Raw genomic sequence first — 18,359 nt, 5'->3', positions numbered from 1 at the left:
AGGTCATTATTTTACCTTAGCAATTGAAGAAGGTTTCGATTCTTTTCCTAAAGTATCAATGGATGTAACATAATAATAGTAACTCTCTGCATTTTCATCTGTGAAATTCTTTCTTTCATGAGCAGAGATGCTTCCAACTTGTTCGAACTTCCCATCTTTTTGTTCACTTCTATAAATTCGATAGCCAACGATGTTATCCTTTCGAACAGCATGCCAGGTTACAAAGCTTCCGTTAACCTCCACATTCTCAGGAGCTTCAGGCGGTGTAACGGGTTTTTCAACGTTTTCTTTCTTTAATTCAGCAAATACAACAAGTCGTTCTTCGTGTGTACCTTCTGTTCGATCAAAAACCCCAGAGCAAGTAATTAGATTCAGATTCTGGCCACTAGTAGTTTGAAAGATCTCATTGATAGGGGCTGAGTTTCTCTGATAGCTTTTTTGTTTGTTCACCACAAACGTCAGTGCTGCTCCATTTTTATCGGTAATAATGATCTCATCACCCTGCTTTAATTTCTTGAGATCAAAGAAAATAGCTGGCCCAGTTTTGCTATCAACATGTCCTGCCAAAACTGAGCTTCCTCTTCCACCAGGTTTTGCACCTGGTTCAAACCATCCTACACTATTCGTATCTTCTGGAACACCCATCTGTCCGTTTTCTAAAATACCTACCTGCTCAATGGGTGCTTTAACATTGATTGCGGGAATCTCAATGCGAACAGGAACAATGCCTCTCATTTCCGCAGACTCTTTTGCTTGAGCATCAGTCAGCTTTTTTACTTCGGACTTTAAAAGTGTGAACTCTTTTGCTAAAGGACTCTTAGTTGTATCAGGTGTTTGTGTTGCATTCTCCAGGTTGGATTCAATACGCTCTCCTTTAGATTTCTCTTGTAGAGAAGAAGCTTGAGATGGAAAGATTCCGTAATTGTAAGCTGCCAGGACAAAACAAAGCAGACTGCTGATGGAAAGAAAGATGATTTTTTTCATGTGATCATTACACCTCTTTTATAAAAAAAGAAGAGAGGTTTCCCCCTCTCCATATATGTTTTAATTACTGATTAGTTGACTTTCTTCTGAATAAGAATAGTGCTGACATTGCTAATAGTGAGCCAAGACCAGTCAGAGCAATTGCAGAAGCAGATGTAGACTCACTCGCTCCACCGAATCCTGTCTTCGGCATATCTGAAGGCATTTCACTTCCTGCAAACTTGTCTGGCATTTGAGTTACAATCGCACCACCCAATGCTTGACCTACACCAAACATGTATTTGTATCCTTCACGGAATGAAGCGTATGATGCATCATAATCTCCTGCCACGTATTGATCAAATGTTTGTCTTACTAGGTCTTCGTGTGCTTTGATCGCTTTTTCAGCATCAGCAGCTGGCAGATTTTCAGCCGTTGCCGCTCCTAAGAATGCTCCGAAATCCATTGCAAACTGATCAAGTTTTGCTTTTGCTTCTTTGGCTTTTGCCTCATCACCTTCTAGTGTTGCTGCAACGATTTCAGATTGTGCGTTGATATGGTTTCCTTGCCAAACTTTTTCAAACTGTGCTGCTCCTTCTTCACCATAGATAGAAGCGATAGCTGCTTTGAAATCAGCTGTATGAGCATCTTCAGCCCAGCTTACAAAATCATAGTCTTCCTTCTGGTCAAATCCTTTTTGCATGCCTGTCGCAGCTAATGCAAAGTGTTCTGCAGCTAAGCTGTTCAGTGCTGAACGTAGGTCTGCTGCTGGTGTGTCAGATTTTGTGTTTTCAAATTTCTCAGGCATTTGTGTAGTGATTGCTCCTGATAAAGCATCACTGATGACGTACATGTGTTTATAACCTTCACGGAATGTTTGGTTTGCTTCTTTATAGTCGCCTTCTACATAATTATCAAACACTTCTAATACTTGAGCTTCATGTACTTTTACTGCTTCTGTAGCAGCTTCTTTTGGAAGTTTACCTTCTGTTGCTGTACTTAAGAACGTGGAGAACTCTTCAACGAATTCCGCAACTTCTTTTTCAGCATCTGCACGAGCATTTTCATCTTTTTCTTTTGCTGCGTTTACAAGATCATCTGTGTAGTTATTGTGTTCTCTAAAGATTCTCTCGAATTCAGCTGCACCTTCTTCACCATATACAGATGCAATTGCAGGTGTCATATCTAGAGCGTTTTGATCTAGAGCTTTGTTCGCTGCTTCAGCATCCTTCGCTCCATCGTACGATTTAGTCATAGCCGTAACAGCTAAGACAAAGTGCTCAGATAATAGATAATCTAAGTCAGCTCTTAACTGAGAAGCTGGTGTGTTCACCGTTGGTTTCTCAGCTGCTTGTACATTTCCAGCAGTAGGAATCAGTAAGGATACGCTTAATGCGGGTACGATTAGTTTTTTCAAATTCATAATAAGTTCTCTCCCTTGTCTCTAGAAATTTTTGAAGTTAGCTAACTTTCTTATCTAGATAACGGGAGGTTTTTCAGTTTGGATCACTTTTTATAACATTTATTTATTATTTTCGAGTTTTTGTTACGGTGTTAGATAGGGAAAACACATAAAAACCCCATTACAACGGGATTTTTCGGTCATATAAAAGGTAGTTATTTTACTTCTTCAATTATGGATTCACCAGAGCTTCCCTCAACCCATCTCCATTTTTCATACAATCTAATCCTTCCATCACTCAAGATCTCAGGTTGTGAAACACATGCCCCACCCCTTATTTCATCAGATGTGTTCACATGATTGTATCTGAAGTTCAAGCTGCCATCTTCATTAGATATTCCGATTAACGTGCCTTTTAAGATATCTCCACCTCCGTAGGAAGCAGTCACGATATTCCCCTCTTGTTTGTAGTGAAACGTTGTTTGTGAGGATACTTCACCGTTCGAAGAGTTTTGAACTGACACGAATATTTTTCCGTCGTAATTAATCATCTTTCAACCACCTTTTTAGAATATTCACATAAGTTAACATAGAAGTTCGATTTTTCCCAGTAAATGATATTCATTAGAGTAATGCTAGGCTGGCAGACATATTGTTAGATTTCATCATTGAAGGGAGTTTACTTCATGTATGATCACTTAAAAAAACTGCAAAAAAAACACCTCACAAAAGCAAGTGAAGTCTTAACGAATTCGTTTATTGATAATCCAATGTTTGTGTACTTTTTTCCTATCCCGAATAAAAGGAGAAAAATTTTACGTTCTGTCTTCCCTATGGTCCTTCGTATTCTGCAATCTAACGGCTCACTATATGTAACTTCTGATCATGTAGAGGGACTCTTTTGTGTATCTCAGCACGGAGAGAAAACAAAGCTAGGAAAATCAATACTTGCTGCTCTATCATGCGCATTTCGTCTGCCCGGTGTTTTCATACAACTATCTATAGTAGATTTTTTGCGAAAAGCGAGCCGTTTACAATCATCTAACAGCAAACTTAACTATTATAAGAATAACTATAAAAACTTTCTGTTGGTAGATTCAGTATGCGTAGACCCACTCCACCGACATCAAGGTCACATGACCACTATGATGAGTGCCGCTGTTGCAGAAACCAACGAGAAAAGAACCTTTTGTTTGCTTCAAACAGAAACAGTGCAAAATGTGAGAATCTATAAGCACTTAGGTTTTTCACTCGTTGAAGAGATTACGAGTGATGAGATCCCTTTCTCTACTTTTGTAATGATCTATGATCCATTTGGATTAACGACAAATAGAGAACTAGATACATAAATACTAGTTCTCCTTGCTTCATTTACATCATTTTCAAATTCAATTAATCATCATCGTCTTTAAGAAGCTCTTTCATCATTTTCTCTCTATTATTTAAAAAGTACTTGGTTACTTGAAAGTGATCTGTAGATTCATAATCTATGGTAGATATCTTTCCATCATCGAAACTTAGTATATCTGCATTCGGATAACCTAATAAAATCGGAGAATGAGTCGCAATTATAAACTGCGTATCACCTTGGGTTGTTAGATCATGAATAATCTTTAAGAAAGTGAGTTGTCTTGAAGGTGAAAGGGCCGCCTCAGGTTCATCTAGTAAATAGATCGCTTTTCCTTTAAAACGATTCAAAAAAAGAGATAGGAAGGATTCACCATGAGATTGTTCATGTAGGGACCGCCCTCCATAATCACGGAATCCTGTATTGTCTACTTCCTCTAGATGAGTAGCAAAGCTGTAGAACGATTCTGCACGTAAAAAGAACCCGTTCGATACTTTCGGCAACCACGAAAGGCGAATATAATCTCCTAGATCTGATTCCGAAGCGTACACGTCGTACATATTGTTGCGACCACCACCTGCTGTATGAAAATCACACTTATCCGCGATCGCTTCTAACAGTGTCGATTTCCCCGTTCCATTCTCTCCTACAAAAAAAGTCACGTTCTTTTCGAGATGTATCTCATCCAGTTTACTGATTGCAGGAATAGAGAACGGAAACTCTTCAAATGATTTAATTTCATCACATAATATCTTTATTCTTTTTAAAAACATTAGCATCACCTATTAAAAAGTATAACAAACGAGATCAGCCATTCACTGCTTCAGTCATAATTGTAGCGATTATCATCGTTATCTGTCCAATCAAAATGATAATCTGTCCGATCTAAGAGGAATATGTCCAAACTTGGGAATAATCTGTCCAATTACAGCTCAGTGCCTAATCCATCCCCTTCTTGCAATACTGCAAGATAGCTAATCCCCCAATGACGTGATAAACTAATTTCTTGGTTAGCCTCTTTTTTATTATTCATTTAACAAAGTGAACTACTTATGATTCTGTCATTTTTTTACGAAGGAGGACATATATGAGAAAACAAATTATGACCGCTTTATTGCTAGTAACTGTTCTGGCTGCGATGGAAGGTACGATTGTGAGTACAGCCATTCCACGTATCACGAGCGATCTTTCCGGCATTGAACTGGTGAGCTGGGTTTACGCGGTTTATATGCTGGCTACTGCCGTATCGACTCCGATCTATGGAAAGCTTGCGGATTTATTCGGCCGGAAAAAGGTAATTCTTGCAGGTATTATTCTATTTTTGATAGGCTCTGCTCTTTGCGGAATCGCCATGTCAATGGAACAACTCATCTTCTACCGTGCTATTCAAGGGCTCGGTGCTGGTGCAGTTATGCCGATTACGATGACAATCATTGGAGATTTGTATGCTGAGGCAAAGGAAAGAGCGAAAGCACAAGGCTGGATCTCAGCAGTATGGGGAGTTTCCGGGGTTCTTGGACCCTTAGCTGGTGGTTTTCTTGTTGACACGCTTTCATGGCGCTATATTTTCTTCTTAAATATCCCGTTCGGACTTCTTGCTTTCTTCATACTCGCAACAAATTACAAAGAAAAGCTTACAAAAGGTAAACCTTATATTGATTATTGGGGAGCTGTCACGTTTTCCCTTGCTACGATCGCTTTTCTATATGCGCTTTTAACAGGCAGCCAAACTCAAGAGTGGAGCAATCCTATCATTATGGGACTATTCTTAACTGCGATCCTGCTTTATGTACTGTTTGTATATATAGAAAAAAAATCACCTGAACCACTCATTCCACTTAACCTTTTCACCAATAAGAGTGTGTTGATCGTAAACTCACTCACCTTGATATCTGGTGCTGTCGTTATTTGTATCACGATCTACTTACCGATTTGGAGCCAAGGAGTTATGGGGAAAACGGCTACACAAGCTGGTTTTGTTTTGATGCCTCTTCCTGTTATGTGGACTTTAGGTTCACTTGTTGCTGGCAACTTAGTAGGACGGTTAAAGGATAATTGGATTATTACTCTTGGAATAAGCGTAGTAAGTATGGCTTCATTACTTTTCTATCTGTTAGACGCTCATTCTCCAACATACTTAATCTATATTGCCTCAGGTGTTCTTGGCCTTGGGATGGGACTCATTACGCCAATTTACATGCTAATCATTCAAGCTTCTGTACCCTCCAACAAACGCGGGGTAGCTGTAGCTTCAAATACATTTACGAACACATTCAGCCAGACGCTCGGATCTGCTGTTTTCGGAACGATTTTTAACTTGATTACCATCTCTAAAGCTGAAAAAGCGGGACAAGACCTTGATTTGAACGCTTCTTTTGAACACGGTGGTGAACTAAAAGCTAGCCAATTGGGTCAACTTCAAGAAATAATTGCTTCTGGGGTTCATGCTATTTACGGTGTTACGCTTCTTTTAACCGTAATCGGAATTGGAATCTCATTTCTACTACTGAAATATAGAAATGAACAGAACGAACAGATTCATTCTTCTAGCATTCGATAAATTATTTTTTTCTTTTAGTTGTCAATGATGAAGGCTTCGGCAAGCCTTCATCCATTTATTTCAAATTGAACACGTGTATACACTATGTTACAGTAGGCAATAAGTTAATAAAGTTAAAAATATAAGGTTTTAATATATAAAAATCAAGTAAAATGAGACGACACTTAATAAGAAGTGTCGTCTTTTCATTTACTTTAGGAGAATGATTATGAATAACAATAACAACTTTGAGATCTACGAACTGATTAAATTTGTTAAAAATTTTAAAGAATCATTTCTTCATGATGAAAAACTGAATTATCTTCAAATAGAAACGATGATTTATTTGCTTGAGAATCAAAATCAAACAATAACTGCACTTGCTAAAAAAATCGATACAACTCCAGCTTCAACTTCTACTCTTATTGATCGACTTGCTAAAAAAGGAATGGTCGATCGGCAATATACAGAATCTGATCGCAGAAAAGTCTATGTATCATTAACAGAGAATGGTTCACAGGAAATCACTAGGTTGCTGGTTAAAAAAAACGAAATTATTTCTTCATCACTTTCACCATTAACATCTGAAGAAAAGCTTTCTTTTACAAAGTTAAACGAGCTTTTCAAGAAAATTAATGACTAATCTTCTAAACCAACATCATCAGTATCGAAAAACCAGTTAATCCTGCGATAAACGCGACAAAACTGCTTTCCTGATTCTCTGGAAGTTCTTCTTTTAGGACATTTAATATGATACCTCCAGCTAACAAAGCAACTAATATAGATTCGATCAGTACATGAACTACGGTGATAGCTCCGACTGCCCAACCAATTAAAATCGCAACTGTAAGCAACACTCTTCCATACTTGTCATATTTTTGTTTGTGATCCTTTCTCAGGCCATGATCATTAGCGACAAAGTGAATGCTCAATGCCAAAAAGAAGAAAAACATTCCCCATTTCGTCTCGTACTCTTCTCTTATGAGCAAGTAGCCAATAACCGCATTGTAAAGGAAGAACGATGTCACATGTATCCAGAATACACCTGAAGAAACAGCAACTTCTTCAGAGTTTGACTGTGCATCTTTTTTCTTTTTTGAATTCTTGACTAACCGCTCTAGTCCATAAAAAAGTACCAACCCGAGCATCGCAATTAAATAAATATGGTCCTCTACGTAGTGCCCAATCCCTTTTTTAAGCGATTCCCCTACCTTTTGTTGATAGTGGTTCAAATCAGGGAGCAAATGTAGAAAAACATAAGCAACAGCTACGCCGCCTGAAAAAGATAAAAATTTACTTCGTGGAGAGTCTTTTATAAAACTTAAGTACTTAGAGCTTAAATGGACAAGTGCAAACCCGATTACAAATATGAAACTAAGAACTGTTTTTGTCATCTACAAACTCCTCTCCCACTATCAAATAAGTACACTCAACTAGTATGTATCGATCTCCTCTTTTAATAAACCACGACATCCACTTTAAAGAAAAATAGTTAATTCTCTCAGTGTACGCGTCTATACTTGTCCACTGCTTCCTTCATATACTATTAAATCGGATAAGTGAAGGATGTGATTTTGTATGAAAATAACAAAAGAGTTATTTGTGTTCGATGGAGAAATGGCTCTATTCTTGGCAGTGATGTCTTACAAAGCCTATATCGTTCACGAACTTAGCACGATTGAATTACCGAAGCATTACGAGATGAAACGTGCAATCGTCTCAGATTCAGGAGAAACATTTGGATTTATTGCTGAATCTGAGGATTCACTCGTTGTGGCTTTTCGGGGAACAAAGACCATGGATAATGTAAGCTCATACCTAGATGTTTCACAAATCCCATATATCTATGTTACGGATAGCGGGTTAACTCATCGAGGAATCACAAAAATTTATAGTACATTTCGAGATGCTCTCTTAGCGGATATCAACCAGCTATATACAGGTGATAAACAGCTACTCGTGACAGGTCATAGCCTTGGTGGCAGTCTAGCTGCATTATTCACACTAGATGCGGCAGTTAACACAAATTTTATAAACCCTATTCTCTATAGTTTTGCTAGTTTGCCGATCGCTAATGAAGATTTTACTAAAAAATTCTATGAAGAAGTGATAAACAGTATTCGAGTTGTAAATGTGCACGATGCCATCTCAAATTGCATGACTCCTCTCTTTTTTAAGAACAAGCCTCTTTTAAACCTCCCTATTGGACAGGAATATCAACTGAATTTTAAGAACAGAAAATATATCCAAAATCATAGAATCCTCTGTTATATTCATTTTTTAAGCAAGCAATATCCAATTGAATACAAAAAACTTTGCAATAAATATCCGGGCTTCTTTCCTGAATCCACGATTTGTGAGTGATTGACAATATCCGTTTAACAAAATGTTAAATGGGTTTATTTTTATGTAAGGATCGTTTCTTAACCAATCCATTTCTTTACCCGTTAACTCTGCATTGAAACGCTTATATAACGAGTTAGTAGTTTTGTAACATGAATTGTCATATTTCCCTACTTTAGAGGGACATGTACTGCTGCAAAAAAATAGAGAATGCGCTTCATGTCTAAATCATCCTTTATTGATAATATATAGAAATCATGAAGGGAAGGGTGTTTTACAATGAGAAACCTACTAAGTAAGCTGGTACTCTTTTTTGTGGCATTGGCGTTTTTGTTCGTTCCGACTAAAGTTCAAGCGCATGGACTATTAACTGAAGGAAGTCAGGGCTATGAGGTCTCCATCCTACAAGAAAAACTAAAAGCACTTGGTTTATTCTATGGACCTGTTACTGGATATTATGGTCCTATTACTGAACGAGCAGTTGCTAACTTTCAATATGAGACGAATCTTTCATCCGATGGCGTTGCTGGTCCTGCTACCTTTTTAATGCTACAAGATGTAGAACAAATGGCACGTGTTGTTCATGGTGAGGCACGTGGTGAATCCTACATAGGCAAAGTTTCTGTAGCCGCTGTTATATTAAATCGTTTAGAAGATCCTGCATTCCCGAGTCATGTAAGTGATGTTATTCATCAGACAAACGCATTTACAGCCGTTCATGATGGGCAATATCACTTAAAGCCGTCCAGCTATGCATATCGTGCAGTGCTTGACGCAATGAAAGGCTGGGATCCGACTTACGGATCTGTTTATTACTACAACCCTGAACTTGCAACGGATACCTGGATATTTTCAAGAGCTTCGGTTACGAAGATCGGCAATCACCTTTTTGCAAAATAAATTTGTGAGAACCTGTTTGTTGTGGTGATGATGTCGTTTTGTGGAAAGTTGTTAAAATTATTTTATCCCTGAAATTATGCTAGTTATCCGCGAAATTATTGCTGATTACCGTGAATATAATCTGAATTACCGTGAAATTATTTTTCCTGTTTCTTCTGAACGAGCAATCTGTATATATTGTCCTGCCTAGCTTTACACATATACAAAAAGGTATGCCCTTAATCCAAAGGCACACCTTTTTTCTATCATTTATTATTGAAATGTTTTACTTACGTGCATGAATTCACGGTAACCAGAGCGTGTCAGGTGGTATGTTTCATCTAATAATCCATCTCTAATTAAGGAATTTAGCGTTTCTTCAGGAATAACATCAATCACTTGATCCATACGCTGATTTAAGTCTTCAAGAGACGCATTCTTGAGGGTGACTGGATTCATCATGCGAACAATTCCTTCGATCCGTGAATCTCTTTTTTGGAAAAATTGCGGAGTTTTCTTGAACACATTTTGAATACGATCTTTAAACTGATTCAATTCTTGTTTTGTGTTAAAGCTTTCCGTTTCTTTTTCTCTGATTTTCTCGTTAAAGTATGTCATTTCTTCGTTGCTTAACTGTGCACGTGTAAAGAGCTCGTTGTAGATCTGTGTTTTATCCATCTCAATCTTGGCTAGCTCTTCTTCTTTTATTCGCTGTGTTTCCCAGATTTCTTCTTCATCTATTACTTCTTCTTTTCCTTCTTGTTCTTTTTCATCTTCTTCAATTACTTCATCTTTTTCTACTTCAGAAACAGGAGCTTCAATCTTTTCTTCCTTTTCCTCGAACAGCTCTAATTGCTCTTGTTCAGGCTCATCAGCTACTGCAGCAGCTGCCGGAGATGTTTCATAAGTCTGAACAGCCCTCTCTTTGGACGTGAAAGACTCAATCATCTTCTCTAACTTGCTGACCTTGTTAAAATAGATGAGAGAGATCGTTATAGCGAACAACGAACTAAATACGGAAATAAAATCTGAAAAGCGGAATACGAATGGTGCCGTGGCTATTTTATAAAAGATCAATAAAGCAAAAGCACCGATGATAATAATCTTTAACCAGCTTTCACGATTCTTAAATTCTGCTGATTGTTCATTGTTTTTATTAGTTTTATTTGATAAATTCTTTAATCGTTTCATATTCTTACCTCTTTCATAGAGATTGTCGTGCAGCTTTTTATTTTAAACGAAATATGTAAAAGTGGAAAGGAAAAGGAACATTTCATCATGTAACTATCATGTGCGTAACATACATATTAAAGTTTTAGGACATATGTCCTTCCCAACATATCCTCTCTTATTCTTTAATGGTTATAGAATTTTGTATTGGGAAGTGATGAAATGAAAGGAATAATGTTTGCTTTTTTTGCCGGCGCCTTTATTACTCTGCAAGGTGTAGCGAACGCACGGATCAGCCAGGATATTGGCTCATGGCAGGCAGCCACGATTACTCAATTGACTGGTTTTGTCGCAGCCGTCTTAATTGTTTTGATCGTAAAAGATCAAAAATGGAAAGAATTTAAGAAAGTACGACCGATTTATTTAACGGGAGGATCATTTGCTGCAGTCGTCATCTATGGAAATATTTATGGAATCCACTCTATAGGTGTGACATTAACGATCGCGGTAATCTTGATCTCACAGCTAGCGATCACGTTCTTAATCGATGGCAAAGGCTGGTTTGGTGTATTGAAGAAAGAGATGAAGCTTCCACAATTTATTGGAATCGCGATGATGATCGCGGGAGTTGTCATCTTGAAATTTTAAGGAAGAATGAGATGAGGTGTTTGAAAATTGAGAGAAATTCACGATCCTGAGCTGCTTCAGAATTATTTGCAGACTTTTGAAATCAAACCTATTTTAAATGATGAGCTTCTACCTTATCTAACATTATACCGCTATGATCATGGTGAATTAATCTGTACACAAGGTGATCCTTACAACCACCTCTATTTGTTAGTAAAAGGAAAACTGAAGATTTTCAACACCTCACCTGAAGGAAGAACACTCATTCTTTCATTTAAAACACCTCTAGATGTTGTAGGTGATATTGAGTACGTTCAAGGAACTGACTTTATCAATACGGTTGAAGCCGTTTCTGAAGTGCATATGATCGCTATTCATCACCGCTGGTTGAAAAAATACGGTAGCGATCATACTCCGCTCTTAAAATTTCTGTTGAACGTGATCACCAAGAAGTTTTATGTAAAATCAAGTTCTCTAAGCTTTAATCTTCTGTATCCGGTCGAAGTTCGTTTTGCGAGCTATCTTTTGTCGGTTTGTTTTGACGAATCCGATGCTTTATATAGCAGTAAGTTGAGCACGAGTCATCTTATAGATGCCGCTAACTTGATCGGAACGAGCTATCGCCACTTGAACCGAGTCATTCAACACCTTTCTAAAGATGGCCTTGTGGAACGGCATAAAGGGTTCATTGAAGTGAAGAATCGAGAAGGCTTAAGTGAACTAGCTAATCACCGGAATATATACGAAAAATAAAGGAGCGTGCAACATGCTTATCGGTTTACTCTTTGCAATTCTCGCAGGCATACTTGTTGGTCTGCAAAATATTTTTAATACCCGAGTCAATGACCATGCAGGAACTTGGTCGACTACAGCTCTTGTGTTAGGTTTAGGGTTTCTTGCTTCTATGACACTAGGTGTTGTTTTTGAAGGAAAAGAATTGTTCGTACTGAAGAACATGGAGACATGGTTTTGGTTCAGCGGATTAATTGGTGTCGGGGTTGTTGTTTGTTTAGTACAAGGTACACGACTGCTCGGTCCAACATTTGCGATATCGATCGTCCTGACGTCACAGCTAGGTTCTGCACTCATGTGGGATTCACTCGGTTTGTTCGGTCTCGAAAAAATACCGTTTACCTCTCAGCAGTTATTAGGGGTGCTCGTCATTATCGGTGGCGTTATCGTGTTTAAGTTTGGTGGAAGTCGCGCTGAACAACGTAAAGTCACAAAGGTGGTTAAGCATACGCTAAAACAAAGTGCATCTGTCGAGAGATGATTCACGTTTTCTAACGTGGTCATCTTTTTTTATGCGTCTCTATTACTGTTACGGTACGTGATATTATATTTATTACATGTTCGCCGTTTAAGTGGTGTTTTTCACCTGTAACACATTAATGATCACCTACAAGTGCCCAAGTTCCACCTGCAACAAAGTGATTGACACCTGAGTTTCAATCACTTTCTCCGCTAAAGCTTCTTCACCATAAAAAAAACGCCCACTTGAAGTGGACGTTTTCACATTCTTTTGAAATTTATTCGTAACTTTTTGCTCCGATATAGCTTTCTGACCAATAAGAGCTATTAAGTTCAGAAGTTGTTACGCCTTTTGAAGAAGAAGCATGTACGAACTGGTCGTTCCCGATATATACTCCAGCATGACTCGGCCCGTCACCTTCTAGATCAAAGAATACGATGTCACCTACTGCTGGTGAATCAACATTTGTTCCTTCTGCATAAATATCATCCACTGTACGAGGTAACTCAACATTTTCTGCTTCATTAAAGATATATTGTAAGTATCCGCTGCAATCAAAACCATCTGGTGACGCTCCACCCCATTGATAAGCTATTCCTTCGTACTTTTTAGCTACATCAACAATTGAAGAATCACTTTCTGAAGTATCGATTCCTAACGCTTTAAATGTTTCATCACCTGCGATGCCATCCACTGTGATACCTTTATCTGCTTGGAATTTTTTTACCGCATCTGTCGTATAGTCACCGTAATAATCCGTTGTTTTGCTATATGAAAAATATCCTTTTTTATCTAACGTTTGTTGGAGGTCTTGTACGTCTGAATGCTGCGTCTCAGGTTTCAGCGTTTGATCTCCAAGAGCGGCTTCACCCACTATCGGATTGAACGCCACGACACCTGCTATTGCTAATCCTGCTGCTGCTTTTTTCAAAGTAACATCCCCTTTTCTTATTTAATCTGACCTGTCTCATACTAACAGGCAGAGATGACAAAGACATTGTGAGGGAGTTACAGCGGTTTAACAATTTTCTGCAGAATGTATGAGAAATTACACATTGTAATATTTGAAAAGGTAATGAAAATATGAGTTAGATATGGAGTAGTACCATACGTAACTAGACTATAAACGGCACAAACATCATCCAAATAAATTTTTGGGGAATGTGGACAAATAGAAGGAAAGATTAGCTGTATTCTGTATAGAGTATATAAAGGGCAAAAAAGGGTAAGGAGGCATCTATTTGGAGTTCCCGTTCATTCTTACTAACTTTTGGGATGCATTGATTGCTATACCCGCCATCATTATCATGATTGAAATCCTCAAGATCTTCTTTCCTTACATCTCTGCTTGGATACCAACGATCGCCTGCATGCTAGGCTTAATCATATCTGTTTTAATTGCACACCCACATAGTCTTTGGACTGGAATCGTAATGGGAATCATCTATGGAGTAGCTGCGGTTGGATCATACTCAGGTTTCGTGTTTGTCATTTACAACTATCGAGATAAGCGGCCAAACAATCCGTATAAATAGTTGATTGCTTAGAAAAGTTCGTTTACGTTTAGTACATAACTTAACGAACTTTTTTATCATGAGGAGATTGAAATGAACAGAAAAACAGCCATTGTTACAGGCACTTCTAGCGGGTTTGGTATGTATTGTGCAATTGAACTTGCAAAGGCCGGTTTTAATGTAGTGAGTACGATGCGAAATGTCGGTCGTGCGGAAGCTTTATTAAAGTTGGCAGACGAAAACAAGGTAAGTGACCAAATTTTTCTTCATGCTCTGGACGTAACATCAACAGAATCTATCCAAACATTTAAAGGCTTTATCAAAGAGCTTCCTAACATTGATGTTTTAGTAAATAATGCGGGGTTTGCACTTGGCGGTTTTTCAGAAGAACTATCAATCAATGAATATCGTCTGCAGTTTGAGACAAATGTATTTGGCGTTATGGCAGTTACCCAATCCGTCCTTCCCTTCATGCGTAAAAACAAGCGAGGACGCATCATTAATATGAGTAGTATCTCTGGAAAGTTTGGGTTTCCTGGTCTATCACCTTATACGGCATCTAAGCACGCGTTGGAAGGATACAGCGAAAGTTTGCGTTTGGAACTGCGACCTTTCGGAATAGATGTCGTTCTTATAGAACCTGGATCTTATCAAACAAACATTTGGTCTTCGATCGACAACTTGACTATCGATTCTCAGTCTCCTTATTCCTTTTATATGGATGCACTCCTGAAAAACATGGAAAGCAGCAAGGCAGGTCATGGGAACCCTATTGATGTCGCAAAACTTGTTACTAAACTTGCTATCTCTACAAAAACTCCTAAACTCCGTTATCCAATTGGCAAAGGAGTGAGATTATCGTTACGGCTAAAAAGCATCCTGCCATGGAAGATACTAGAAAGGTTAATTACAATGAGATTAGTAGGAAACAAAAAGAGGTAGTCACCCGAGACTGCCTTTTTATGTAGTTCGATCATGATTGCTCTTAAAATGAGCATTAAATTGGCCACGAAGCATCTCTTTAAGCAAATTCTTTTCTGATTGTTTTTCTTTCCCCTTTTTCATCTCAGTTCTAATTTCATGTGTTTGTACTCCGTCTTCTCGTTTATTTGCAATCTCAACCAGCTTCTCAATATCCGAAAACGAATATTTCCTCGTCCCTTTTTCAGTACGTTCTGGGAAGATCAATTTTCTTTCTTCGTAATACCGTATCTGTCTGAATGACAATCCTGTTAACTCACTTACAATACCTATTGAAATAACCTTCTTATCTTTATATGGTGTATTTTCAAAAGACATAGTGTAGCCACTCCTTCGCCCTACCCCCTCTTTTTACTATATCTCAATGAATCTTTCTTTCAACAAAGCTGTTAGATTATCTCACTTACGTTTTCATTTCCTTCAAGCCTTAACAGGTGTGACAAAAATTTTTAAACACTAATTGAAACTAAAAGATTATTAACGCGTAATAACTTGTGCATTCAGTAATCTTAAAGAGCCTTCGATGAAGAAGATACTCGTGCTGATTGGATTAATCATTTTGTTAGCAGGCTGTATGGATGATTCAAAACTGCGCACAGATCTTATTGCACTTCAAGAAGCAGATTCAGAGGTACAGTCTTTCTTCCAGACTGCTAAAAAGCAAAATGGCATCCATCTGTTTCAAGATCAAGACGAAAGAATCTACCTATTGCTAAATGGAGTAAACATCTTACAAGATCAACCCGCGATCACATTCTCTAATTTTAAGGTAAAAGAAGACGGTGCCACACTTAAAGTCTTTTATGAAGAAGAGACGATTGCTGATTATGAAGATAAGAACATAGAAAACCAACTATTGTATGAGGTAGAATTAAACAAAGCCTATGAAACCATTCAATTATACAAAAACGGTAAATCTTCAAACTTTGAAATGGTCTCAGGAAACACAGATTAAACATTATTGGGGGAACAGAACATGAATAACCACGAGATTGATTATAAAATTTACGGCGATGATATGCAGTTCGTCGAAGTAGAGTTAGATCCAAAAGAAACGGTAATCGCTGAAGCTGGTGCATTAATGATGATGGAAGACGGCATCGAGATGGAAACCATCTTTGGGGACGGTTCAGGTTCATCAGGCAGAAGCGGTTTAATGGGTAAACTTTTTAATGCCGGTAAGCGCGTTCTGACAGGCGAGAGTCTGTTTATGACAACATTTACGAATGAAGAGCGCGGTAAGAAACACGTTTCATTCGCTTCACCATACCCTGGAAAAATCATTCCAATGGACTTAAGTGAGCTTGGCGGTAAAGTGATCTGCCAAAAAGATGCATTTTTAGCGGCTGCGAAAGGTGTAACAGTCGGCATAGAATTTCAACGTAAAATTGGAGCAGGTTTCTTCGGTGGTGAAGGTTTTATCATGCAGAAGCTTGAAGGCGATGGGATGGCTTTCGTCCATGCCGGTGGAACCATTCATAAAAGAGAATTGGCACCTGGAGAAGTGTTGCGTGTAGATACAGGATGCTTGGTTGCGATGACAAGCGGTGTCGATTATAATATCGAGATGGTAAAAGGCGTGAAAACAGCCCTATTTGGTGGTGAGGGTTTATTCTTTGCTACATTAAGAGGACCGGGAACGGTTTGGATTCAATCTCTTCCATTCAGCCGCTTAGCAAGTCGTGTCTTTGCTGCAGCTCCTCATAGAGGTGGATCTAGCGATGAAGGCAGCATTGCTAAAGGCGTGTTCGGCATGTTGAATGGAGATTGATTGAGAAGATGAGCGTTAAACAGATGTAATAGTTACAAATAAAGAGCAGAATCATCTTCAGTAGATGGTCTCTGCTCTTTTTATTGTTTGATTCGCTTTGCATAAACGACCAACCGTTTCTCATGTTCATTGTTTTTCCTGTTATATACACCTGTACATGTTATGAGGTTCAACCTAGGCTGCTGACTAGGTCCAAAAATCACACGTAAAGGTGCTTCGTCTTTTTTATAGGAAACAACCTTTTCCACTTGAAAAGAAACTTTTTCATTTTCTTTTCCATAAACGTGAATGAGATCACCAGCTTTCAAGTTCTTTAAATAAAAAAATACAGCAGGTCCCGTATAATCATCCACATGGCCAGCTATAACCGCATTTCCATTCGCACCCGGCTTAGCACCCAGTTCATACCAACCAACATCTTCCCCGTTATCTGGTACTTCCATCTGTCCGTCTTTGTTTAGTCCCTGTCCGTTTACAGAAGCGCTAACTTTTAAAGCTGGAATCTCTATTTTTGTTGGAACAATACCTATAGATTCAGTCTCATCTGGCCGATCTTTTTTTGTATCCTCGTTATTCATTTTCATCATAGACTCGGTTTGTTGGGCTGCTTTTGTATTTGTTTCCCCTCGTTCTTCTTGTGATGAAACTAGAATCTCGTTCTGCCTATACTTTTGTTTCTCATCACTTTCAGAGTTATATCCTGCTGAGCAACTGCTCAGCAGGAATATGGTTGTAAATAAGATTATTTGTTTCTTCATCATTATTGAGCTGTACGTTTGCGATATAGGACAAACGCTACTGCTCCAAATCCAGCCACTGCTGCGATGATTCCTGCTGTATAGTTTGATGATGACTCATCAGATGCTCCACCCATTCCTGTTTTAGGCATTTCTGATGGCATCACCATTGAGTCTTGTAGAACTAATACTTCAAGTTTATCAGCAGAATTAATTGCGTACACGCTGTATACCATATTTGCTTCAAGCTTTGTTCCTGAGAGGTCAAGCACTTGTGTACCGTCTGAAGTACGGATCTCTAGATCATACGTATTTGGATCTAATTCTTTATAATCTGTGAATGCTTTGAATGAAGCTCCACTAAACAAAGCATCACCACCAATTAAACCAACATCCACTGTTGGCGCATCAGGAGAAAGATGCCCGATACGTACTTTTGCTTTTCCTTCAGTTGCTTGCATGGAGTCTTCTGCTACTACCAACTCAACCATTTCTAACATGTTTGCCGCAGCTACCGTATAAGCTTTACCTGCCTCTACCGTTAAGCTTTGTGAAATGACTGCATTATCTTTTGTTCCTGCTGCAAAGACTTCAACTTTATGTTCGCCAGCTGGCAATGGCATGTAATCAGTTGCTGCCTTGAATTCAGCCCCTTCAACTACTGGTTTTCCATCTACATAGACATCAACTGCAGGTGCATCAGGCGAAGCATGTACAATACGAACCATCGCATCATTAGACTCAGCGAAAACCCCCGATGCCATCAAAGCAAACATCATGATTGCAGCTAGTGCAGACCCAAAAAACTTTTTCATTTCATCTCTCCTCACAAA

General features: G+C 38.5%; 22 protein-coding genes. 12 read left to right on the top strand and 10 right to left on the bottom strand.

Features of this window, described 5'->3' with window-relative positions:
• Positions 1 to 6 precede the first annotated feature (6 nt).
• From IHV10_RS02880 to IHV10_RS02870, 3 genes are all read right to left on the bottom strand, one after another.
• Positions 7 to 984, bottom strand: a complete 978-nt coding sequence (locus IHV10_RS02880) for a class F sortase (protein WP_197127240.1) — start codon at positions 982 to 984, stop codon at positions 7 to 9.
• A 64-nt stretch (positions 985 to 1,048) separates the two neighbouring features.
• Entirely contained in the window at positions 1,049 to 2,386 is a 1,338-nt protein-coding gene (locus IHV10_RS02875; protein ID WP_231619403.1) for a copper amine oxidase, read from the bottom strand.
• A 194-nt stretch (positions 2,387 to 2,580) separates the two neighbouring features.
• The gene (locus IHV10_RS02870) at positions 2,581 to 2,916 is read right to left on the bottom strand and encodes a n-acetylglutamate synthase (RefSeq protein ID WP_197127239.1); all 336 of its coding nucleotides are present in this window, start codon (positions 2,914 to 2,916) and stop codon (positions 2,581 to 2,583) included.
• A 135-nt stretch (positions 2,917 to 3,051) separates the two neighbouring features.
• Here IHV10_RS02870 and IHV10_RS02865 point away from each other — a divergent pair, with 135 nt between their 5' ends.
• Positions 3,052 to 3,714, top strand: coding sequence for a GNAT family N-acetyltransferase (locus IHV10_RS02865; RefSeq protein WP_197127238.1), 663 nt, complete (start codon positions 3,052 to 3,054; stop codon positions 3,712 to 3,714).
• A gap of 43 nt (positions 3,715 to 3,757) precedes the next feature.
• On the opposite strand, the gene IHV10_RS02860 is transcribed toward IHV10_RS02865, so the two are convergent.
• A complete protein-coding gene (locus tag IHV10_RS02860; protein ID WP_197127237.1) occupies positions 3,758 to 4,486 on the bottom strand; it encodes an AAA family ATPase in 729 nt (242 codons plus the stop codon).
• Positions 4,487 to 4,800: 314 nt separating this feature from the next.
• Between IHV10_RS02860 and IHV10_RS02855 the strand changes: the two genes are divergently transcribed.
• Positions 4,801 to 6,273, top strand: coding sequence for an MDR family MFS transporter (locus IHV10_RS02855; RefSeq protein ID WP_197127236.1), 1,473 nt, complete (start codon positions 4,801 to 4,803; stop codon positions 6,271 to 6,273).
• Between the two features lie 208 nt (positions 6,274 to 6,481).
• Entirely contained in the window at positions 6,482 to 6,895 is a 414-nt protein-coding gene (locus IHV10_RS02850; protein ID WP_197127235.1) for a MarR family transcriptional regulator, read from the top strand.
• Positions 6,896 to 6,899: 4 nt separating this feature from the next.
• On the opposite strand, the gene IHV10_RS02845 is transcribed toward IHV10_RS02850, so the two are convergent.
• Positions 6,900 to 7,646, bottom strand: coding sequence for a ZIP family metal transporter (locus IHV10_RS02845; protein ID WP_197127234.1), 747 nt, complete (start codon positions 7,644 to 7,646; stop codon positions 6,900 to 6,902).
• A gap of 184 nt (positions 7,647 to 7,830) precedes the next feature.
• Between IHV10_RS02845 and IHV10_RS02840 the strand changes: the two genes are divergently transcribed.
• Both IHV10_RS02840 and IHV10_RS02835 read left to right on the top strand, forming a co-directional pair.
• Positions 7,831 to 8,616 carry a lipase family protein gene (locus IHV10_RS02840; protein WP_197127233.1) on the top strand — a complete coding sequence of 262 codons (786 nt, stop codon included), beginning with the start codon at positions 7,831 to 7,833 and terminating at the stop codon, positions 8,614 to 8,616.
• A 258-nt stretch (positions 8,617 to 8,874) separates the two neighbouring features.
• Positions 8,875 to 9,495 carry a cell wall hydrolase gene (locus tag IHV10_RS02835; RefSeq protein WP_197127232.1) on the top strand — a complete coding sequence of 207 codons (621 nt, stop codon included), beginning with the start codon at positions 8,875 to 8,877 and terminating at the stop codon, positions 9,493 to 9,495.
• A gap of 252 nt (positions 9,496 to 9,747) precedes the next feature.
• Here the strand turns inward: IHV10_RS02835 and IHV10_RS02830 are convergent, their stop codons facing one another.
• Complete coding sequence (locus tag IHV10_RS02830; protein WP_197127231.1) at positions 9,748 to 10,665, bottom strand: hypothetical protein; 918 nt, start codon at positions 10,663 to 10,665, stop codon at positions 9,748 to 9,750.
• A gap of 201 nt (positions 10,666 to 10,866) precedes the next feature.
• On the opposite strand from IHV10_RS02830, the gene IHV10_RS02825 reads away from it, so the two are divergent.
• Genes IHV10_RS02825 through IHV10_RS02815 form a run of 3 tightly spaced genes read left to right on the top strand, consistent with a single transcriptional unit; the run spans position 10,867 to position 12,544 of the window.
• Complete coding sequence (locus IHV10_RS02825; RefSeq protein WP_197127230.1) at positions 10,867 to 11,292, top strand: DMT family transporter; 426 nt, start codon at positions 10,867 to 10,869, stop codon at positions 11,290 to 11,292.
• Positions 11,293 to 11,319: 27 nt separating this feature from the next.
• Positions 11,320 to 12,024 carry a Crp/Fnr family transcriptional regulator gene (locus tag IHV10_RS02820; RefSeq protein WP_197127229.1) on the top strand — a complete coding sequence of 235 codons (705 nt, stop codon included), beginning with the start codon at positions 11,320 to 11,322 and terminating at the stop codon, positions 12,022 to 12,024.
• A 13-nt stretch (positions 12,025 to 12,037) separates the two neighbouring features.
• Positions 12,038 to 12,544 carry a DMT family transporter gene (locus IHV10_RS02815; RefSeq protein ID WP_197127228.1) on the top strand — a complete coding sequence of 169 codons (507 nt, stop codon included), beginning with the start codon at positions 12,038 to 12,040 and terminating at the stop codon, positions 12,542 to 12,544.
• Positions 12,545 to 12,800: 256 nt separating this feature from the next.
• Here IHV10_RS02815 and IHV10_RS02810 read toward each other — a convergent pair whose 3' ends face one another.
• Positions 12,801 to 13,454 carry a C40 family peptidase gene (locus IHV10_RS02810; protein ID WP_197127227.1) on the bottom strand — a complete coding sequence of 218 codons (654 nt, stop codon included), beginning with the start codon at positions 13,452 to 13,454 and terminating at the stop codon, positions 12,801 to 12,803.
• Positions 13,455 to 13,764: 310 nt separating this feature from the next.
• Here IHV10_RS02810 and IHV10_RS02805 point away from each other — a divergent pair, with 310 nt between their 5' ends.
• Together IHV10_RS02805 and IHV10_RS02800 are read left to right on the top strand one after the other, a co-directional pair.
• Positions 13,765 to 14,058, top strand: coding sequence for a hypothetical protein (locus tag IHV10_RS02805; RefSeq protein WP_197127226.1), 294 nt, complete (start codon positions 13,765 to 13,767; stop codon positions 14,056 to 14,058).
• Between the two features lie 72 nt (positions 14,059 to 14,130).
• Complete coding sequence (locus IHV10_RS02800) at positions 14,131 to 14,979, top strand: SDR family oxidoreductase (protein WP_197127225.1); 849 nt, start codon at positions 14,131 to 14,133, stop codon at positions 14,977 to 14,979.
• 18 nt (positions 14,980 to 14,997) lie between these two features.
• Here the strand turns inward: IHV10_RS02800 and IHV10_RS02795 are convergent, their stop codons facing one another.
• Positions 14,998 to 15,336, bottom strand: coding sequence for a MerR family transcriptional regulator (locus tag IHV10_RS02795; RefSeq protein ID WP_197127224.1), 339 nt, complete (start codon positions 15,334 to 15,336; stop codon positions 14,998 to 15,000).
• A 205-nt stretch (positions 15,337 to 15,541) separates the two neighbouring features.
• Here IHV10_RS02795 and IHV10_RS02790 point away from each other — a divergent pair, with 205 nt between their 5' ends.
• Both IHV10_RS02790 and IHV10_RS02785 read left to right on the top strand, forming a co-directional pair.
• Positions 15,542 to 15,973, top strand: a complete 432-nt coding sequence (locus IHV10_RS02790; protein ID WP_197127223.1) for a hypothetical protein — start codon at positions 15,542 to 15,544, stop codon at positions 15,971 to 15,973.
• Positions 15,974 to 15,994: 21 nt separating this feature from the next.
• A complete protein-coding gene (locus IHV10_RS02785) occupies positions 15,995 to 16,789 on the top strand; it encodes a TIGR00266 family protein (protein ID WP_197127222.1) in 795 nt (264 codons plus the stop codon).
• A gap of 80 nt (positions 16,790 to 16,869) precedes the next feature.
• On the opposite strand, the gene IHV10_RS02780 is transcribed toward IHV10_RS02785, so the two are convergent.
• Positions 16,870 to 17,550 carry a class F sortase gene (locus tag IHV10_RS02780; protein ID WP_197127221.1) on the bottom strand — a complete coding sequence of 227 codons (681 nt, stop codon included), beginning with the start codon at positions 17,548 to 17,550 and terminating at the stop codon, positions 16,870 to 16,872.
• Positions 17,550 to 18,341, bottom strand: a complete 792-nt coding sequence (locus IHV10_RS02775; RefSeq protein ID WP_197127220.1) for a DUF4397 domain-containing protein — start codon at positions 18,339 to 18,341, stop codon at positions 17,550 to 17,552. The genes IHV10_RS02780 and IHV10_RS02775 overlap by 1 nt, the downstream gene beginning before the upstream one ends.
• Positions 18,342 to 18,359: the final 18 nt, after the last annotated feature.

The organism is Fictibacillus sp. 5RED26 (genome assembly GCF_015903895.1).
GTDB classification, from domain to species: Bacteria; Bacillota; Bacilli; order Bacillales; family Fictibacillaceae; genus Fictibacillus; species Fictibacillus phosphorivorans.
Note: the sequence above shows the minus strand (reverse complement) of the source record. Positions and strands in the feature narration are given on the sequence as shown.